Here is a 15,969-nt window from a genome sequence, read left to right as displayed (position 1 = left end):
CAGCGCTGTTTACACACTCCAAAGGCGGGAGTCACTCCCGCCTTGTTACTGTTGATATGTCTGAATCACACTATATTGGGCGCTTCGCGCCATCTCCTTCCGGTGAATTACACTTCGGCTCATTAATTGCCGCGCTCGGCAGCTACCTGCAGGCTCGTGCCAGCCAGGGCAAATGGCTTGTTCGCATTGAAGATATTGACCCTCCGCGTGAAGTTCCCGGTGCAGCAGACACCATTCTGCGTCAGCTGGAACATTACGGTCTTCACTGGGACGACGACGTTCTCTGGCAGTCAAAACGTCACGACGCTTATCGGGAACGGCTGGCCTGGCTTCGCGCTCAGGGGCTTTCCTATAACTGCACCTGTACCCGCGCACGCATCCAGAGCGTGGGAGGGGTTTATGACGGTCATTGTCGTACGCTTAATCTTCCCCCGGAAAATGCCGCCGTGCGCATCAAGCAGCGCTCCCCGGTGACACACTTTAACGATTTACTCTCCGGCAAGATCCATGCCGATGAACGTCTGGCATGTGAAGATTTTATTATCCACCGCCGTGACGGTCTGTTCGCCTACAACCTGGCCGTTGTCGTGGATGACCATTTCCAGGGCGTCACGGAAATCGTTCGTGGCGCAGATCTTGTTGAACCTACCGTGCGGCAAATATCGCTCTATCACCAGTTTGGCTGGAAAGCGCCGGATTACATTCATCTGCCGCTGGCAGTCAATGAACATGGCTGTAAGCTGTCGAAGCAAAACCATGCGCCAGCCCTGCCACACGGCGATCCACGCCCGGTTTTGATCGACGCGCTGCGATTTCTCAACCAGAATGTAACCAACGAATGGCAGGATCTGCGTATTGACGAACTGCTGAAAATGGCGATCGCCCACTGGACGCTCACGGCGGTGCAAAAAATCCAGCATTCTCAAATGCGTTGCGCTGAGCTATGATTAGCCGCTTTTTTCATAACAAAACACACTACGAGGTGTACCATTTTTACCCGAGTCGCTAATTTTTGCCGTAAAGTGCTAAGCCGCGAAGAGAGCATGGCGAATGATGCTATTGCACAGCCACACATGTCGGTTATTCCGCGTGAGCAGCACAATATTTCCCGCAAAGATATCAGTGAAAATGCCCTCAAGGTGCTCTATCGTCTGAATAAAGCGGGCTACGAGGCCTATCTCGTGGGCGGTGGAGTGCGTGATTTACTGCTGGGCAAAAAGCCAAAAGATTTCGACGTGACGACCAGCGCCACGCCTGAGCAGGTGCGTAAATTATTCCGTAACTGCCGTCTTGTTGGCCGCCGTTTCCGTCTGGCTCACGTGATGTTTGGACCGGAGATCATCGAAGTGGCGACCTTCCGCGGCCACCATGAAGCGGGCGCATCGGATCGCACCACGTCGCAGCGCGGCCAGAACGGTATGCTGCTGCGCGATAATATCTTCGGTTCTATCGAGGAGGATGCCCAGCGTCGTGACTTCACGATCAATAGCCTTTACTACAGCGTGGCGGATTTCACCGTGCGTGATTACGTCGGCGGTATGCAGGACCTGAAAGAAGGTCTGATTCGTCTGATTGGCACGCCGGAAACGCGCTATCGTGAAGATCCCGTGCGTATGCTGCGCGCCGTGCGTTTCGCCGCCAAGCTGAATATGCGCATCAGCCCGGAAACGGCAGAGCCTATTCCCCGTCTGGCGACGCTGATCAACGACGTGCCCCCTGCCCGTCTGTTTGAGGAAGCCCTGAAACTGCTGCAGGCCGGCCACGGCTTTGAAACTTATAATCTGCTGCGCGAATACAACCTGTTCCAGCCGCTGTTCCCGACCATTACCCGCTACTTCACCGAAAGCGGTGACAGCCCGATGGAGCGCATGATTGCGCAGGTGCTGAAAAATACCGATACCCGTATTCGCAACGATATGCGCGTGAATCCGGCGTTTCTGTTTGCGGCGATGTTCTGGTATCCACTGCTGGAAACGGCTCAAAGAATCACTCAGGAGAGCGGTCTCGCCTATTACGATGCCTTCGCACTGGCTGCGAACGACGTGCTGGACGAAGGGTGCCGTACGCTGGCGATCCCGAAACGTATTACCACGCTGGTGCGTGATATCTGGCAGCTTCAGTTGCGTATGTCCCGTCGTCAGGGCAAACGTGCCTGGAAGTTGATGGAGCATCCTAAGTTCCGCGCGGCATTCGATCTGCTGTCACTGCGGGCTGAAATTGAAAGGAATCAGGAGCTACAGCGTCTGGCGCAATGGTGGGCCGAGTTCCAGGTTTCCGCCCCGCCTGAACAGAAAGATATGCTCACCGGGCTGGATGAAGAGCCGGAACCACGTCGCCGTCATCGTCGTCCGCGCAAACGCGCGCCGCGTCGTGAAGGTGCTTCATGACCCTCGCGTATATCGCCATCGGCAGCAATTTAGCCTCTCCACTGGAGCAGGTTAACGCTGCCGTACAGGCGTTGGGCGAAATTCCGCAAAGCCGGATCGTGGCCGTCTCTTCGTTTTACCGTACCCCACCGTTGGGCCCGCAGGATCAGCCAGATTATCTCAATGCCGCCGTTGTGCTGGAGACCACTCTGGATGCCGAAACGCTGCTGGATAATACTCAGCGCATCGAACTGCAGCAGGGTCGCGTACGCAAAGCCGAACGCTGGGGGCCGCGCACTCTCGATCTCGATATTATGTTGTTTGGTCATGAGATCATAAACACCGACCGCCTCACCGTGCCACACTACGACATGAAAAACCGGGGTTTTATGCTCTGGCCGCTGTTCGAAGTTGCACCCGACCTCACCTTTCCGGATGGTATCTCGCTGAAAGCCATTCTGGACACTCTCAAGGCGGAAAGACCCGCTCGCTGGTAATCCTGCATCTTACCGATTAACCCTGAAATATTTGCCGTTAATCGGTTAGCTAAAATCATTGTTCCCCCGAATGTTACTGTTAAAATGCGCAAAGATTCGCTTTTGGGCTATCAGGAAACAGTATGAAACCAACCACCATCTCCTTACTGCAGAAATGCAAACAGGAAAAAAAACGCTTCGCCACCATCACCGCGTATGACTACAGCTTCGCCAAACTCTTTGCCGAAGAGGGTATCAACGTCATGTTGGTCGGAGATTCGTTAGGGATGACGGTACAAGGACATGATTCCACCCTGCCGGTTACGGTTGAGGATATTGCTTACCATACCCGTGCCGTGCGCCGTGGTGCGCCAGCCTGCCTGCTACTTTCCGACCTGCCGTTTATGGCCTACGCCACGCCAGAGCAAGCCTTTAAAAATGCAGCAGTCGTGATGCGTGCCGGGGCCAACATGGTCAAAATCGAAGGTGGCACCTGGCTCGTTGATACGGTGAAAATGCTCACCGAGCGCGCCGTGCCGGTGTGCGGTCATTTGGGCCTGACGCCGCAATCCGTGAACATCTTTGGCGGTTATAAAGTGCAGGGCCGTGGCGATGCCGCACAAACGCTGTTCGATGATGCCCTCGCCCTGGAAGCCGCAGGCGCACAACTGCTGGTGCTGGAGTGCGTTCCGGTTGAGCTGGCAAAACGCATCACCGACGCGCTGTCGATTCCGGTGATTGGTATTGGCGCAGGTAACGTGACGGATGGCCAGATCCTGGTGATGCACGACGCTTTTGGCATTACTGGCGGACATATCCCGAAATTTGCCAAAAATTTCCTCACGGAAGCGGGCGACATGCGCGCTGCGGTCAGGCAGTATATTGCCGAGGTTGAGTCCGGCGTTTACCCGGGCGAAGAACACAGTTTCCATTAAGGAGTCTCGTTGTGCTAATCATTGAAACCCTGCCGCTGCTGCGCCAGCACATCCGTCGTGCACGTCAGGAAGGTAAACGCATCGCACTGGTCCCGACCATGGGCAACCTGCATGACGGCCATATGAAGCTGGTCGATGAGGCGAGAGCCCGGGCAGACATCGTGGTGGTCAGTATCTTCGTTAACCCAATGCAGTTTGACCGCGCCGACGACCTGGCACGCTACCCGCGCACCCTGCAGGAAGATTGCGAGAAGCTCAAAAAACGCCATGCGGATATTGTCTTCTCCCCAGCTCCCGCCGATGTCTACCCTCAGGGTACCGACGAAGCAACTTACGTTGACGTTCCGGGCATTTCCACCATGCTGGAAGGCGCGAGCCGTCCGGGTCATTTCCGCGGTGTGTCCACCATCGTCAGCAAACTGTTCAATCTGGTGCAGCCAGACGTTGCTTGCTTCGGCGAGAAGGATTTCCAGCAACTGGCATTGATCCGCAAGATGGTTGCCGATATGGGTTACGATATCGAGATCGTCGGCGTGCCGATTGTGCGTGCCAAAGACGGTCTGGCGCTCAGCTCCCGTAACGGCTATCTGACGGCCGATCAGCGCAAAATCGCGCCGGGCTTAAGCAAGGTCATGAATACCATGGCTGAGCAACTTCTGGCTAAAGAATTAAGTGCAGAAGAGATTATCGCCCTGGCCGAACAAGCGCTGAACGAAAAAGGTTTCCGCGCTGACGACGTTCAAATTCGCGATGCCGATACGCTGCTGGAGCTTGCAGAGACCAGCAAACGTGCGGTGATCCTGGTGGCGGCATGGCTCGGCCAGGCCCGCCTTATTGACAATAAAGTGGTTGAGCTGGCGTAGTTTTCTCTACCCGGACGATTAAAGGTAAACGTAATGATTCGCAAAATGCTGCAAGGTAAGCTTCACCGTGTGAAAGTCACCCAGGCCGACCTGCACTATGAAGGCTCCTGCGCAATCGACCAGGATTTTCTGGACGCGGCTGGCATCCTTGAAAATGAAGCGATTGATATCTGGAACGTGAACAACGGCAAACGCTTCTCTACCTACGCGATTGCCGCCGAGCGCGGCTCAAAAATTATCTCCGTCAACGGCGCGGCAGCACACTGCGCTGACGTGGGTGACATCGTAATCATCGCCAGCTTCGTCATGATGTCCGACGAAGAAGCGCGCCGCTGGCAGCCGAAAGTGGCCTACTTCGAAGGCGACAACGACATGAAACGCACCGCAAAGGCAATTCCTGTTCAGGTTGCCTGATAAAAAGGCCCGAATTATATCGCCAGATAAATAATTCGGGCCGGCAGATATAATTATCACCAAGAAATATTATTCTTCAAAAATAAATATTCCGCCAGTCCTTTCCATTTTTTTAAGATTTTATTTAATCTTTTCACAATACCACTATTAACCAACTGGTTTATTTGAAAAAACAGAATAGCTAAAGCCCATTTTAAGTAAATTTAAAATTACTTTTTTTAGTGTGCACTCTATTATCCGTCCGCCAAAAACAATGTTTGGCTTTTTAATCTTTTACATGGATATTGTTATGTCACTGAAAAAAATTAGCATGGCAGCTGCTACCGTAGTTCTGGCACTGGGTTCCTCTTCATCTTTCGCTGCTACCGATCTTGGCCTGATCACATTTGACGGCGCAGTTACCGATACCACCTGTACTATTACCACCAACAATGGTGAAGGTACTAACAACATCACTATCGCACTGCCAGTCGTTAAAAAATCCGACGTTGAAAGCACCACTATCGATAAAGGTGTTGGCGCGAAAAACTTCGAACTGCTGCTGACAAACTGCCCAGGAACTGTATCTAAAGCTTCCGCAAACTTCATGTCTAAAAACATGGGTTCCGTGGCTAACGGTACCGTTGATCCAGACTCTAACGTTGCAGGTTCAGCAACCAACGTAAGCCTGGCGATGTATAACAACTCCACCAGCAATACCGATCGTATTATGGTTGGTCAGCCTGACAATAACACGCAGGTTGCACCAGTGACCAATGGCTCCGGCAAACTGTACTACCGTGTGGCTTACGTTCCAGGTTCTGCATGGGTGAAAGACACTAACCCAGTCACTGCGGGTAAAGTCTCTGCTAACGCTTACTTCACCATGAGCTACGAATAATCGTCGATTATTTATTTAATAATGCGCCCGCTTAGCCGTGGGCGCTTGTTTATCTCAATTATCCTGGAGTGGATATGCGACAGCTTAATGCAAAAATGATCAAAGGAATGAAAGCACTCTCTTTTGTGCTGACCAGCATAATGGCATGTCATGCCCACGCTGATATTGTTATCTCCGGAACCCGTATTATTTATCCTGAAAAAGCAAAAGATGTTGTGGTGAATCTGGAAAACAGAGGCTCACACCCTTTACTCGTTCAGTCATGGCTGGATGATGGCCGCGACACGACCGACCCTCAGGAGCTTAAATTACCGTTTGTCATTACACCGCCGGTAACTCGCGTAGAAGCGCAAAAAGGCCAGTCTATCCGCATTACCTCACTCGGCCAGTCATTACCCAAAGACCGTGAATCACTGTTCTGGTTTAACGTGCTGGAAGTACCACCCAAAGCCAAAAACAATGGCGATCAGAATATGCTGCAACTGGCTTTCCGCACGCGTATCAAACTCTTTTTCCGCCCAACAGGACTCAAAGGTTCACCCGATGAATCTGCAAAACACCTGATCTGGTCGCAGAAAAAAGTTGCTAACGATGTTGTGCTGGTTGCGAAGAATGATTCTGCATACAACGTTTCCATTGCCTCTGCTTCTCTGACTGTTAATGGCAAAAAATATGAAGTGGAGAGTAGTTCTGTGAAACCGTTCTCCAGCGAAACAATGAAAGTGAAAGGGCTGACTGGCATTAGCAACGGCAAAGTTAATTATGCATCTATTAATGACTTTGGTGGAATGCAAGAACAAGAAGCAGCGCTTAACTAATAATAATCATATTACATGGCTATGCCGAACACGTTATCGGCAACACACGGATCGGGATAATAATGTTTTTTCGACGTTCATTTCTGTGCCTTTCTATTAGTGCGGCAATACCTCTGAATGCTATCGCGGATGATATTAAATCCACTGTCAATACCGCAGCGGATGATGTCGAGTTTAACGACCAGTTTTTATTTAACACGGGTAATAAAATCGACGTGGGTCGTTTTTCGCAAGGTAACCCTATTTTACCGGGGAAATATCAGACCAAAATAAATGTTAATGGCAAAGCAAAAATAACTACCGAAGTCGAGTTTAAAGATAACGGCACACCGCGTGCTACGCCGTGTATGACGTTAACAACGCTGAGACAGGTCGGTATTAATACTGAATCGCTCGAAAAAACAGATTCTAGCGATGCGGCAACGTGTTTTGATATCACGAAAGCGTTCCCTGGTGCGACGGTCAACTTTAACTCGTCAACTCAAGAACTGGATCTGACCGTTCCCCAGCTGTACGTGCTTAAACTTCCTCAGGGATATGTCGACCCTTCACTCTGGGAAGAAGGTATTCCTGTCGCAATGGCGTCCTACGACCTCAACGCCTGGCACAGTGAAGGTACGGGCAGCAACAGTGACAGCGCCTATGCAGGCTTACGTTACGGTGCCAATTTAGGCCCGTGGCGTTTCCGTTCACGCGGGAGTCTGAACTGGAATGAAAAAAACGGCAGCGATTACTCAAACCAGGATATTTATCTGCAGAGAGATATCACGCCGCTTAAAGCTCAGATGTTGATTGGCGACTCTTACACGCGTGGTGACGCATTTGACTCGATCGGCCTGCGCGGTTTACGTCTTTATAATGACGATCGTATGCTGCCGAACGGGCTTTCCAGCTATGCGCCTGTCATCCGCGGTGTTGCTAACAGCAACGCCCGTGTCTCTGTAACACAAAGCGGGAACAAGATTTATGAAACAACCGTGCCACCGGGTGCATTTGAGATTTCCGATCTCAGCACCACGGGCTACGGCAACGACCTGCTGGTGACTATCGAGGAAGCCGATGGCAGCAAGCGCTCTTTCTCGGTCCCGTATTCATCCGTGACTCAAATGTTACGTCCGGGCTTCGCACGTTGGGATGTTGGTGCCGGCGAATTGCATGACGATTCATTGCATGACTCACCAAAAGTGGCTTATGCCACCCTCTATTACGGGCTGAACAATACCTTCACCGGGTATACCGGCCTGCAATATATGGACACCGGTTTTTACGCGGGCCTCGCAGGTCTTGCCATGAACACTGAGATCGGTGCATTTGCACTGGATGTTACCCATTCCAGCGCAGATATCGACGGGCTTCGTACGCTGACAGGCCAGAGTTATCGACTCTCCTTCAGTAAGATGCTCTCGGCAACGGATACGTCATTAAACGTGGCAGCCTACCGCTTCTCCACGGAAGATTACCTCAGCTTGCACGATGCGGCCTCACTGGCCGATCGCGTGAAGTATCGCGATCAGGAGCTGAAACCCGGCAGTAACAGCGAGGATGTGTATAGCACCTTCCAGCGTATGAAAAACCAAATTCAGGTCAACATCAGCCAGCCGCTACGCACTGGCAAAGTGGATTATGGTTCGATGTACGTCAACGGTAGCTGGCAGGATTACTGGGATGGCAGCCGTTCAAGCTCTAACTATACCGTGGGTTATAGCAACGCCTTTACCTATGGCAGTTACAGCGTCTCCTTGCAGCGTACTTATGATGAATTTGGTGAACAGGAAGACAGCGTTTACCTCAACGTCAGCCTGCCGTTCGATGCGTTGTTTGGTACGGGTAAACACCCTGCTGGTTTCAACAGCGTTAACGTGGGTCTGAACTCTGATTTCAACGGAAGCACGAGCCTCAATACCACTGCGAACGGCAATACCGAGGACAATCGTTTCAACTACAGTGTGACGACCAGTAATAACCGAACGGATGATAATACGCTCAATCAGATCAGCGGCTATGGCAGCTATAACAGCCCTTATGGTCCGCTAAGCCTTTCTGCCTCAGCGAGCGATGACAACCAGCAACAATATTCTGCCAGTTATAGCGGCGGGATGCTGCTGCATTCCGGTGGGATCACGCTGGCACCAGGCAGCATCAGTGATACCGACTCGCTGGCACTGATTAAAGCCAGTGGAGCAAAAGGGGCACGTCTGAATAACGGTGACGGTGAGATCGGCAATTCCGGCTACGCCATCATGCCTTATCTTTCCGCCTACCGCGAAAACCGTATCGGCCTCGACACCAGCACCATGAGTGCCGACGTTGAAGTGAAAAATACCAGCACGGTTGCCGTACCGCGTAGCGGTGCGGTGGTGCTGGTGAATTTCGAAACCAACGAAGGTCGTTCGGCAGTACTTGAGCTCCAGCGTTCTGACAAAGGCTTTATTCCTCTCGGTGCCGACGTGCTGAACGAAAAGGGCGAGATCGTTGGCAGTGTGGGTCAGGCCGGGCAAGCCTATGTTCGCGGTATTGAAGATAAAGGCACACTCAGGGTTGTCTGGGGTAACGGGCAACAAAGCGCCTGTAACGTTCAATATCAGATTCAACCCAATGCACAGAAGGCGGGTTTGACCACTCTTCTAACCCATCAACTGTGCCGGATGTAATTCATTTATAACAGGGAGTTTTTACTCATGAAGTTCACTTTGAATCATTTCGTTCGCTGCATTTATGCAGCAACGCTTTTGTCCGTCACCAGCGGTTATGCCCAGGCTTCGGATAATCTCGACGTTACCTTCACGGCCAACATCCGGGAAACCACCTGTGATATGGCCATCAGTGGTGGAACAGGCGATGGTAAAAACAACACTATTACGCTTGGAACCAGCGGGAAAACCCGTATTGACACGATTGCGGCAGGTACAGCGACAACCGATTTCAAACTGGTGCTGACAGAGTGTCCATCCAGTCTCTCTTCACTGAAAACAACCGTAAGCGGTTCAGCATCAACGGTTAAAACAGCTATTGCGAACGGCATTACCGCGGCTTCTGGCGGCGCCAGCTATGTTGGGGTGTCGATCGCACGTAGTTCATTGCCAACAGCGCCTTTCGAGATCAACTCGACAGATGACAGTAAACGTATTGTCTGGTCCCCGGGTGAAATCTCAGCACAAGAAGTACCTTTAACCGCCAAACTGGTAGAAACCCAGGCAGGCAGTGCAACGACAGGTACGTTTAGCGCCGTCGCCACTTTTAACTTCTATTACGAATAACCAGACAGAAAACGGAGAAACTATAATGGAATTTAAACCTACGATCTTTGCCCTCTCTGTTCTGGGATTAGTATCCGCAACCGCGTCTGCGACCATTACCGGGACGAGCAGTGTTTCAGCAACCTTCAACACCACCATTGAAGCGGGGACCTGTAGCGCTCAGGTGCAGAATGCCTCTGGCGCACCAACATCCCAGATCAATTTCGGTGATGTCTTCAAATCCGATCTGGCCAATAAAACCCGTGAAGAGGCATTCAAAATTGCCTTCACCGGTTGTGCTGGTGTGTCTTCAGCAGCCATCAGAGCAACCACTGGTGCAGGTGGCAGTTGTTCCTCCGCCTCCAGCCTGAATTTTGGTGCAAATAACAATACGGCATTTGAACTGTGGAATGGGGATTCAGCGACAGGTACCCAACTGAGCTGTAAATCACCACAAACCGAAACCGTGACTATTTCGTCAGGTACAGCAACGTATAATTTGAGTTCACGCGTTGTGGTTGCTGACGGTAAGACCGTTGCTGATGTCACTACAGGGTCGGTTACTTCACCTGTTACGTTTCTGGTCACCTATCAATAAGTCATAAAGAACAGGCGGTAGCTTGACGATGCGAAATACACCGTTATTTATAAAAAAATACAGGCTGCTGCTGGCCGTTATTTCAGGTTTGCTGATCCCAGCCTCATCCCATGCGGATGGGGCATGGATGGACGTTAATATCAGGGCCAATATTGTTGCCAATACCTGTAAAATTAACGTCTCGAACGGCGGCCAGGTTCAGTTGCCGGTGGTTGCCCGCAGCTGGTTTTTCAATACCGATGGCAGTAATAAATACAATGCAGCCCAGGATGCAGGCGGAACGCGGTTTTCTGTACAAGTGACTGATTGTGATGATATAGCTAGTGGTGCGGCAAGCAAATTACATTTTAGCTTTACACCACAATCGGGATCTCTGGCAGTGGGCAATAAGCAGGTATTTGCTAACGATAAAGAGCTGGAAGGTGACGGAGCCAAAAATGTCGGTCTTGTCATTTTTTCAGACACCTTTCATCAGAACGTTTTAAAACCAGATGGCAGTTCTGATGTGGTTTACGATGTCACCTCGCAGCAAAAAAACTTTGCTTATCTGACGGATTACGATTTCTATACTCGTTATCAGAACACGGGGCCAATTACCGCGGGAAGAATTACCAGCAATGTTCTGGTTAACGTCATGTATGAATAAATTACAAGGAAATGTAATGAAGAAAATAATATTCTCGCTAGTAGGGTTACTATCGCTGATTATAATAAAGCCAGCTCTGGCGGATCAGAGCTGTTATATCAACTCCGGCTCTGCCGGTATTTATACCGTTCCAAACGATCCTGTTACAGTGGATCTGAATATGGGGATCATTGATGGTTATATTGACTTCGTAGAAGAAGCCAACGGGACGTACGATTATAATATTATTTTTCGCGGTAGTAATCCTATTGGATGTAAAAGTGCATCCCCCTGGGATAACTCCGTTCATGTGATCACTGACAGCAGTCTGCTTGATACAAAATATACAGGACCTAGTGGGCAGGCACTTTTTAAAACAAGCATACCAGGGATTGTCTATAGCGCGACTTTATGGTGTAGCTCGGCGGATAACTGTGGTTCGAACCACGATACCCTGGAGCTAGACTATCCTGCCGGAGGGGGTAACGAAAATGTATTTCCTTCCCAGGGGGGATTTACCTGGGAAGGAGCTGATTCTAACTGGACATTACGTATAGAATATTTCAGGACCCCTGATTTTAAACCTGAAAAAGGCATTTCAACGGGTCACTCTTTAGCAGGAACCATTGGTCAGTTCAGGATTGGACCTTCAGGACAACCCGTCATTACTTTTGCGATGACGGACAGCACGCTGAACTTTCGCATTCCCGACTTGACCTGCTCAATACAGTTGCAGAATGGTTCGAACAACGTCAACCTGGGCGACTATTTTGTCAGTGATATTAAGAAAAACAGTACACAAGAAGTGCCTTTTAGCTTTAGTACGCAGAATTGTTACGCGTCAAGACTGACGGTCAAAATGGTGAGCGGATATCCGTCTTCGGTTACGGGTCTGCTCGCTAAAAGCGGCGGGAGTGCATCAGGCGTCGCCGTGAAGATCATGAATACCGATCATAACGTTCAGATGATGCCTGATGGTTCAGTCAGCGTTAGCGATATTCGTGATAGTTGGGGGGCTAACACCAGCTACAACTATTCGGCGCAAGTTGTACCGGATGGTAGTGCGGTAAACTCGGGCGATTTCCAGACGGCGGCCACCTTCAGTATTACTTACGAATAAGTGCATTATCCCTGCGGCTGATTACTGATCAGCCGCGACATCGTCTCCAGCGAATCCGTTCTTAAGATGTACAGGCGTTTCAGTAAGAACGGATTATCTCCCGGTTTCACCTTTCCCCTTACCGTCGTCACTGCCAGGTGGAACCCTGCATCGTTCGCCGCTTTTATCGCCTTCTCGTCGTAGCCCCCAAACGGATATGAGAGGTAAAGCACGTGCGGGTTAAACTGCGCCAGGTCCCGTCGTGAGCGCTTAAAATCAAACAAAATATTGTGGTAGCTGCGGCTCAGTAAAATGGGCTGATGGTTGACGTCAACGCGGTGCAGAAAATGCGTGTGAGACTGATAGTCGAACACGTCATGCATCTGCTCCAGCTCCGACACGCTCATAAACTGCAGGAATTTTGGTGCCCATTTTTGCGGATGCCGCTTGATGCGCGAGGAAATAATAAACGCCGTCGCCTTAAAACCATACTCTTTCAGAATTGGGTAAGCGTAACGATTCACGGACTTCAGTCCGTCATCGAAGGTGATCGCTACCGCCTTCGCAGGCAGGTTCATCTTATTCCGCACGTACCCTTCCAGCTGGTACATGGTCAGGGTGGTGTAGCCCTGGTCGCGAAGCCAGGTCATCTGGTTGTTAAAGGCCCGCACGCTGGTGGTTGTGGAGGTATGACGGAAACGAGTGTTCTCTTCATCACGCAAAATATGGTGGTAGGTAATAACAGGAATACCGTTGTCTTCCTGTGCATCCAGGCTGCTGACCCATGCCAGACGGTTGCCGATGCGGATCTGGAACCAGGTCTGGTTCAGACGGTCTTTAAGCTTGTTCAGTATAGGGTAGCGAAGATTGGCGCTTAACGTCCCGAACGGTGCGCTGCCGCTGGAGGGCGCGTTATAGATCGGCGTGTCTTTCCAGGTAATGAGGTTCTGATTGCTCAGCGGTTTATTCAGATCGCCAAGGCTGTCTTCAACACGCTGTTTCCCCTGAACCGGCTCAAGGTGTCCCTTGTCGATAAAACCCGTGCCAAAACCGAAGCGAAATTCGTAGTAATCCGCCGCCGCAGGTACGACGGCCAGGATTTGCCCCGCGCGCACATTGCCAACATTAATGACGCTGTTCCCCACCTGCGCCCAGATCGCCGCATCTTCGGTGGTTTGCATATATTGAGCAGGCAGGCTTTGCTGACTGAGTAAACTGGCAGAAGAAATGCCAGACACGAACATCAATAACAGGAAAACAATACGCGTGAACATGAGGGTCTTATTCGAAGCGGAAATACTTATGCCATTGTAGCAAAAGCGACATCAATACCAACGTTTAATTCTTATACAGGTCATGAAGCAGGACGAAAGGAGGATTTTTTTGCTGCTGATGCCACAAGCTGCTGACTTCCGGTGCGCCCTGCACAACAATAGCGTCACGGAATCCGGCACTGGTTAACGTTTCACGCTGCGGATACATCATTTTCAGTAATGGAAGGCTGATGCCCGAGATCACCTCACAGCAATCATGCTTATGGCTCAGCAATGCGGCTGCGCGGTAAGGCGCCGCGCCCGATTTATCGGTCAAAAAAATCACGCCATCACCGGTGTCGGTTTCATGCAGGGCATCGCACATCATGCGGCTGAGCATGTTGGTGCTCAATCCACGCCAGTAATTTACCGCCCGGCATTGCGCCAGCGGGCCAAATTTGGCTTCAAGCTTATCCAGCATGTCCTGCGCCCGTTCATCGTGGCAGGTAATCACCCATCCCAACATAACTCTCTCCTTAGCAGGCAAGTAGTTTAGCGGAGTGAAGGTTCGCTTTGGGTGATAACTGTCAAAGAAAGTGCCCGGCAAACAGAATGCCGCCGGGCAGAAGGTTAGCTGCGAAGACCGCGCCCGCGCTGGATCAAATACCAGCACAGCAGATAGAAGAAGAGGATAAACACCACTAGCACCGCCACCGTAGTAAACAGCGGCACATCGGTAATGCCAAGGAAGCCAAAGCGGAAGCCGCTGATCATGTACACAATCGGGTTCAGGTGCGACAGTGCCTGCCAGAACGGAGGCAGCAGCGTGAGGGAGTAGAATACCCCACCCAGATAAGTCAGTGGCGTCAGCACAAAGGTCGGGATCAGGCTGATGTCGTCGAATGTTTTGGCGAAGACTGCATTCAGCAGGCCAGCCAGCGAGAACAAGATTGCCGTCAGCAATAACGTCAGCGCGACAAACAGCCAGGAATGCACCTGGAACGGAACAAAGAACAGCGAGATCGCCGTGACCAGAATCCCCACGCAGAGGCCACGCGCCACGCCGCCACCGACATAACCGGCGATAATGACGTGCGTTGGCACAGGCGCGACCAGCAGCTCTTCAATATTACGCTGGAACTTGGCGCTAAAGAATGACGACGCCACGTTGGCATAGGCGTTAGTGATCACCGCCATCATGATCAGACCCGGCACGATAAACTGCATATAGGTAAAACCGTGCATCTCACCAATCCGGGAGCCAATCAGGTTGCCGAAGATGATGAAATAGAGCGTCATGGTGATCACCGGCGGCACCAGGGTTTGCACCCAGATGCGCATAAAGCGGTTAATCTCTTTCGCCCAGATACTTTTCAGCGCGACCCAGTAAAGATGCGTCATGCCTTGTCTCCTTGTTTATCCTGCACCAGAGAGACAAACAGCTCTTCCAGTCGGTTCGCTTTGTTACGCATACTTAAGACCTGAACACCCTGTGCGCTTAGCTGAGAGAACACGCTGTTAATCCCCTGCTCACGCAGCACTTCCACTTCCAGCGTCGAGGTATCCACCAGACGATACTGATACCCTTCCAGTTTTGGCAGCGGGCTTTTCGCCGCCAGGTCGAGGATAAAGGTTTCTGATTTCAGCTTGGAGAGCAGGTCTTTCATCGAGGTGTTTTCCACTAGCTCGCCATTCTGAATGATGCCGATGTTGCGGCAGAGCATTTCGGCTTCTTCGAGGTAATGGGTTGTCAGAATAATGGTGGTGCCTTTGTCGTTAAGATCTTTCAGGAACCCCCACATTGAGCGACGAAGTTCGATGTCCACACCAGCGGTGGGCTCATCGAGGATCAACAGTTTTGGTTCATGCATCAGCGCACGCGCAATCATCAAACGGCGCTTCATCCCACCGGATAACATCCGCGCACGTTCGTTACGCTTTTCCCACAAATCGAGCTGTTTTAGATACTTTTCGCTGCGCTCAAGCGCCTCTTTGCGCTCAACGCCGTAGTAACCTGCCTGGTTCACTACAATCTGTTGTACGGTTTCAAAGGGGTTAAAGTTGAACTCCTGCGGAACCAGCCCCAGCTGGCGCTTGGCGTTCACCACGTCTTTTTGCAGGTCATAACCAAAGACGCTGACCCGACCGGACGTTTTATTAACCAGCGAGCTGATAATACCGATCGTGGTGGATTTCCCCGCGCCGTTCGGTCCCAGAAGCGCGTAAAAATCACCGGCCTCTACTTTTAGATCTATCCCGCGTAGCGCCTGAACGCCACCTGGATAGGTTTTTTTAAGCTGCTCAAGCTCCAGTGCAATAGCCATGAATTTAACTTACCTTCAGTTCTTACACACGTTGTGTGGTTTCATTAAAAGTCGGGTTACCCTATAGTAGCGCAACGCAATA

Annotated in this window: 17 protein-coding genes; 13 read left to right on the top strand and 4 right to left on the bottom strand. The window is 51.1% G+C overall.

All coding sequences use genetic code 11. From position 1 onward, the window contains the following. The first annotated feature begins 56 nt into the window (after nucleotides 1-56). The 13 genes from gluQRS to ACJ9Y9_RS04320 all read left to right on the top strand — a co-directional run bounded on the left by gluQRS (nucleotide 57) and on the right by ACJ9Y9_RS04320 (nucleotide 12,331). Nucleotides 57-947: a tRNA glutamyl-Q(34) synthetase GluQRS gene (gene gluQRS, locus ACJ9Y9_RS04380; protein WP_028018319.1), complete on the top strand. Its 891-nt coding sequence runs from the start codon at nucleotides 57-59 to the stop codon at nucleotides 945-947. A gap of 42 nt (nucleotides 948-989) precedes the next feature. After that, nucleotides 990-2,387, top strand: a complete 1,398-nt coding sequence (gene pcnB, locus ACJ9Y9_RS04375) for a polynucleotide adenylyltransferase PcnB (protein WP_028018320.1) — start codon at nucleotides 990-992, stop codon at nucleotides 2,385-2,387. Further along, complete coding sequence (gene folK / locus ACJ9Y9_RS04370) at nucleotides 2,384-2,863, top strand: 2-amino-4-hydroxy-6-hydroxymethyldihydropteridine diphosphokinase (RefSeq protein ID WP_028021378.1); 480 nt, start codon at nucleotides 2,384-2,386, stop codon at nucleotides 2,861-2,863. Before pcnB ends, folK begins: the two co-directional genes overlap by 4 nt. Before the next feature lie 122 nt (nucleotides 2,864-2,985). Next, the gene (gene panB / locus ACJ9Y9_RS04365) at nucleotides 2,986-3,777 is read left to right on the top strand and encodes a 3-methyl-2-oxobutanoate hydroxymethyltransferase (RefSeq protein ID WP_028018322.1); all 792 of its coding nucleotides are present in this window, start codon (nucleotides 2,986-2,988) and stop codon (nucleotides 3,775-3,777) included. An 11-nt stretch (nucleotides 3,778-3,788) separates the two neighbouring features. After that, nucleotides 3,789-4,640 carry a pantoate--beta-alanine ligase gene (panC, locus tag ACJ9Y9_RS04360; protein ID WP_028018323.1) on the top strand — a complete coding sequence of 284 codons (852 nt, stop codon included), beginning with the start codon at nucleotides 3,789-3,791 and terminating at the stop codon, nucleotides 4,638-4,640. Nucleotides 4,641-4,673: 33 nt separating this feature from the next. Next, entirely contained in the window at nucleotides 4,674-5,054 is a 381-nt protein-coding gene (gene panD / locus ACJ9Y9_RS04355) for an aspartate 1-decarboxylase (protein ID WP_006810068.1), read from the top strand. A 289-nt stretch (nucleotides 5,055-5,343) separates the two neighbouring features. Then, nucleotides 5,344-5,934 carry a fimbrial protein gene (locus ACJ9Y9_RS04350; RefSeq protein ID WP_050482924.1) on the top strand — a complete coding sequence of 197 codons (591 nt, stop codon included), beginning with the start codon at nucleotides 5,344-5,346 and terminating at the stop codon, nucleotides 5,932-5,934. A gap of 74 nt (nucleotides 5,935-6,008) precedes the next feature. Beyond that, nucleotides 6,009-6,752, top strand: coding sequence for a fimbrial chaperone (locus ACJ9Y9_RS04345; protein ID WP_080282792.1), 744 nt, complete (start codon nucleotides 6,009-6,011; stop codon nucleotides 6,750-6,752). Nucleotides 6,753-6,814: 62 nt separating this feature from the next. Further along, entirely contained in the window at nucleotides 6,815-9,403 is a 2,589-nt protein-coding gene (locus tag ACJ9Y9_RS04340; RefSeq protein WP_028018326.1) for an outer membrane usher protein, read from the top strand. A gap of 27 nt (nucleotides 9,404-9,430) precedes the next feature. Beyond that, nucleotides 9,431-10,009, top strand: a complete 579-nt coding sequence (locus ACJ9Y9_RS04335; RefSeq protein ID WP_028018327.1) for a fimbrial protein — start codon at nucleotides 9,431-9,433, stop codon at nucleotides 10,007-10,009. Between the two features lie 25 nt (nucleotides 10,010-10,034). Continuing rightward, nucleotides 10,035-10,586: a fimbrial protein gene (locus tag ACJ9Y9_RS04330; protein ID WP_028018328.1), complete on the top strand. Its 552-nt coding sequence runs from the start codon at nucleotides 10,035-10,037 to the stop codon at nucleotides 10,584-10,586. Nucleotides 10,587-10,614: 28 nt separating this feature from the next. Next, on the top strand, nucleotides 10,615-11,232 hold the full coding sequence (locus ACJ9Y9_RS04325; protein WP_315959238.1) for a fimbrial-like protein: 618 nt from the start codon (nucleotides 10,615-10,617) through the stop codon (nucleotides 11,230-11,232). 16 nt (nucleotides 11,233-11,248) lie between these two features. Further along, nucleotides 11,249-12,331, top strand: coding sequence for a fimbrial protein (locus ACJ9Y9_RS04320; protein ID WP_050482910.1), 1,083 nt, complete (start codon nucleotides 11,249-11,251; stop codon nucleotides 12,329-12,331). Nucleotides 12,332-12,336: 5 nt separating this feature from the next. Here the strand turns inward: ACJ9Y9_RS04320 and ACJ9Y9_RS04315 are convergent, their stop codons facing one another. The 4 genes from ACJ9Y9_RS04315 to ACJ9Y9_RS04300 all read right to left on the bottom strand — a co-directional run bounded on the left by ACJ9Y9_RS04315 (nucleotide 12,337) and on the right by ACJ9Y9_RS04300 (nucleotide 15,887). Then, complete coding sequence (locus tag ACJ9Y9_RS04315) at nucleotides 12,337-13,584, bottom strand: polysaccharide deacetylase family protein (protein ID WP_028016720.1); 1,248 nt, start codon at nucleotides 13,582-13,584, stop codon at nucleotides 12,337-12,339. 64 nt (nucleotides 13,585-13,648) lie between these two features. Next, the gene (locus ACJ9Y9_RS04310) at nucleotides 13,649-14,089 is read right to left on the bottom strand and encodes a PTS sugar transporter subunit IIA (RefSeq protein WP_028016719.1); all 441 of its coding nucleotides are present in this window, start codon (nucleotides 14,087-14,089) and stop codon (nucleotides 13,649-13,651) included. Nucleotides 14,090-14,193: 104 nt separating this feature from the next. Further along, nucleotides 14,194-14,964 (bottom strand): ABC transporter permease, encoded by a 771-nt coding sequence (locus ACJ9Y9_RS04305; RefSeq protein ID WP_028016718.1) that lies wholly within the window; start codon nucleotides 14,962-14,964, stop codon nucleotides 14,194-14,196. After that, the gene (locus ACJ9Y9_RS04300; protein ID WP_028016717.1) at nucleotides 14,961-15,887 is read right to left on the bottom strand and encodes an ABC transporter ATP-binding protein; all 927 of its coding nucleotides are present in this window, start codon (nucleotides 15,885-15,887) and stop codon (nucleotides 14,961-14,963) included. Before ACJ9Y9_RS04300 ends, ACJ9Y9_RS04305 begins: the two co-directional genes overlap by 4 nt. Nucleotides 15,888-15,969: the final 82 nt, after the last annotated feature.

The organism is Enterobacter sp. CPE_E1241 (assembly GCF_045618265.1).
In the GTDB taxonomy this organism is placed as follows: Bacteria; Pseudomonadota; Gammaproteobacteria; order Enterobacterales; family Enterobacteriaceae; genus Enterobacter; species Enterobacter adelaidei.
This window is presented reverse-complemented; position numbering and strand designations above follow the sequence as displayed.

Bases quoted from the DNA above. Each gene is read 5' to 3' on its own strand.
- gluQRS (WP_028018319.1), top strand. From the start codon at position 57: ATGTCTGAATCACACTATATTGGGCGCTTCGCGCCATCTCCTTCCGGT.
- folK (WP_028021378.1), top strand. From the start codon at position 2,384: ATGACCCTCGCGTATATCGCCATCGGCAGCAATTTAGCCTCTCCACTG.
- panB (WP_028018322.1), top strand. From the start codon at position 2,986: ATGAAACCAACCACCATCTCCTTACTGCAGAAATGCAAACAGGAAAAA.
- panD (WP_006810068.1), top strand. From the start codon at position 4,674: ATGATTCGCAAAATGCTGCAAGGTAAGCTTCACCGTGTGAAAGTCACC.
- ACJ9Y9_RS04350 (WP_050482924.1), top strand. From the start codon at position 5,344: ATGTCACTGAAAAAAATTAGCATGGCAGCTGCTACCGTAGTTCTGGCA.
- ACJ9Y9_RS04345 (WP_080282792.1), top strand. From the start codon at position 6,009: ATGCGACAGCTTAATGCAAAAATGATCAAAGGAATGAAAGCACTCTCT.
- ACJ9Y9_RS04340 (WP_028018326.1), top strand. From the start codon at position 6,815: ATGTTTTTTCGACGTTCATTTCTGTGCCTTTCTATTAGTGCGGCAATA.
- ACJ9Y9_RS04335 (WP_028018327.1), top strand. From the start codon at position 9,431: ATGAAGTTCACTTTGAATCATTTCGTTCGCTGCATTTATGCAGCAACG.
- ACJ9Y9_RS04330 (WP_028018328.1), top strand. From the start codon at position 10,035: ATGGAATTTAAACCTACGATCTTTGCCCTCTCTGTTCTGGGATTAGTA.
- ACJ9Y9_RS04325 (WP_315959238.1), top strand. From the start codon at position 10,615: ATGCGAAATACACCGTTATTTATAAAAAAATACAGGCTGCTGCTGGCC.
- ACJ9Y9_RS04320 (WP_050482910.1), top strand. From the start codon at position 11,249: ATGAAGAAAATAATATTCTCGCTAGTAGGGTTACTATCGCTGATTATA.
- ACJ9Y9_RS04315 (WP_028016720.1), bottom strand. From the start codon at position 13,584: ATGTTCACGCGTATTGTTTTCCTGTTATTGATGTTCGTGTCTGGCATT.
- ACJ9Y9_RS04310 (WP_028016719.1), bottom strand. From the start codon at position 14,089: ATGTTGGGATGGGTGATTACCTGCCACGATGAACGGGCGCAGGACATG.
- ACJ9Y9_RS04305 (WP_028016718.1), bottom strand. From the start codon at position 14,964: ATGACGCATCTTTACTGGGTCGCGCTGAAAAGTATCTGGGCGAAAGAG.
- ACJ9Y9_RS04300 (WP_028016717.1), bottom strand. From the start codon at position 15,887: ATGGCTATTGCACTGGAGCTTGAGCAGCTTAAAAAAACCTATCCAGGT.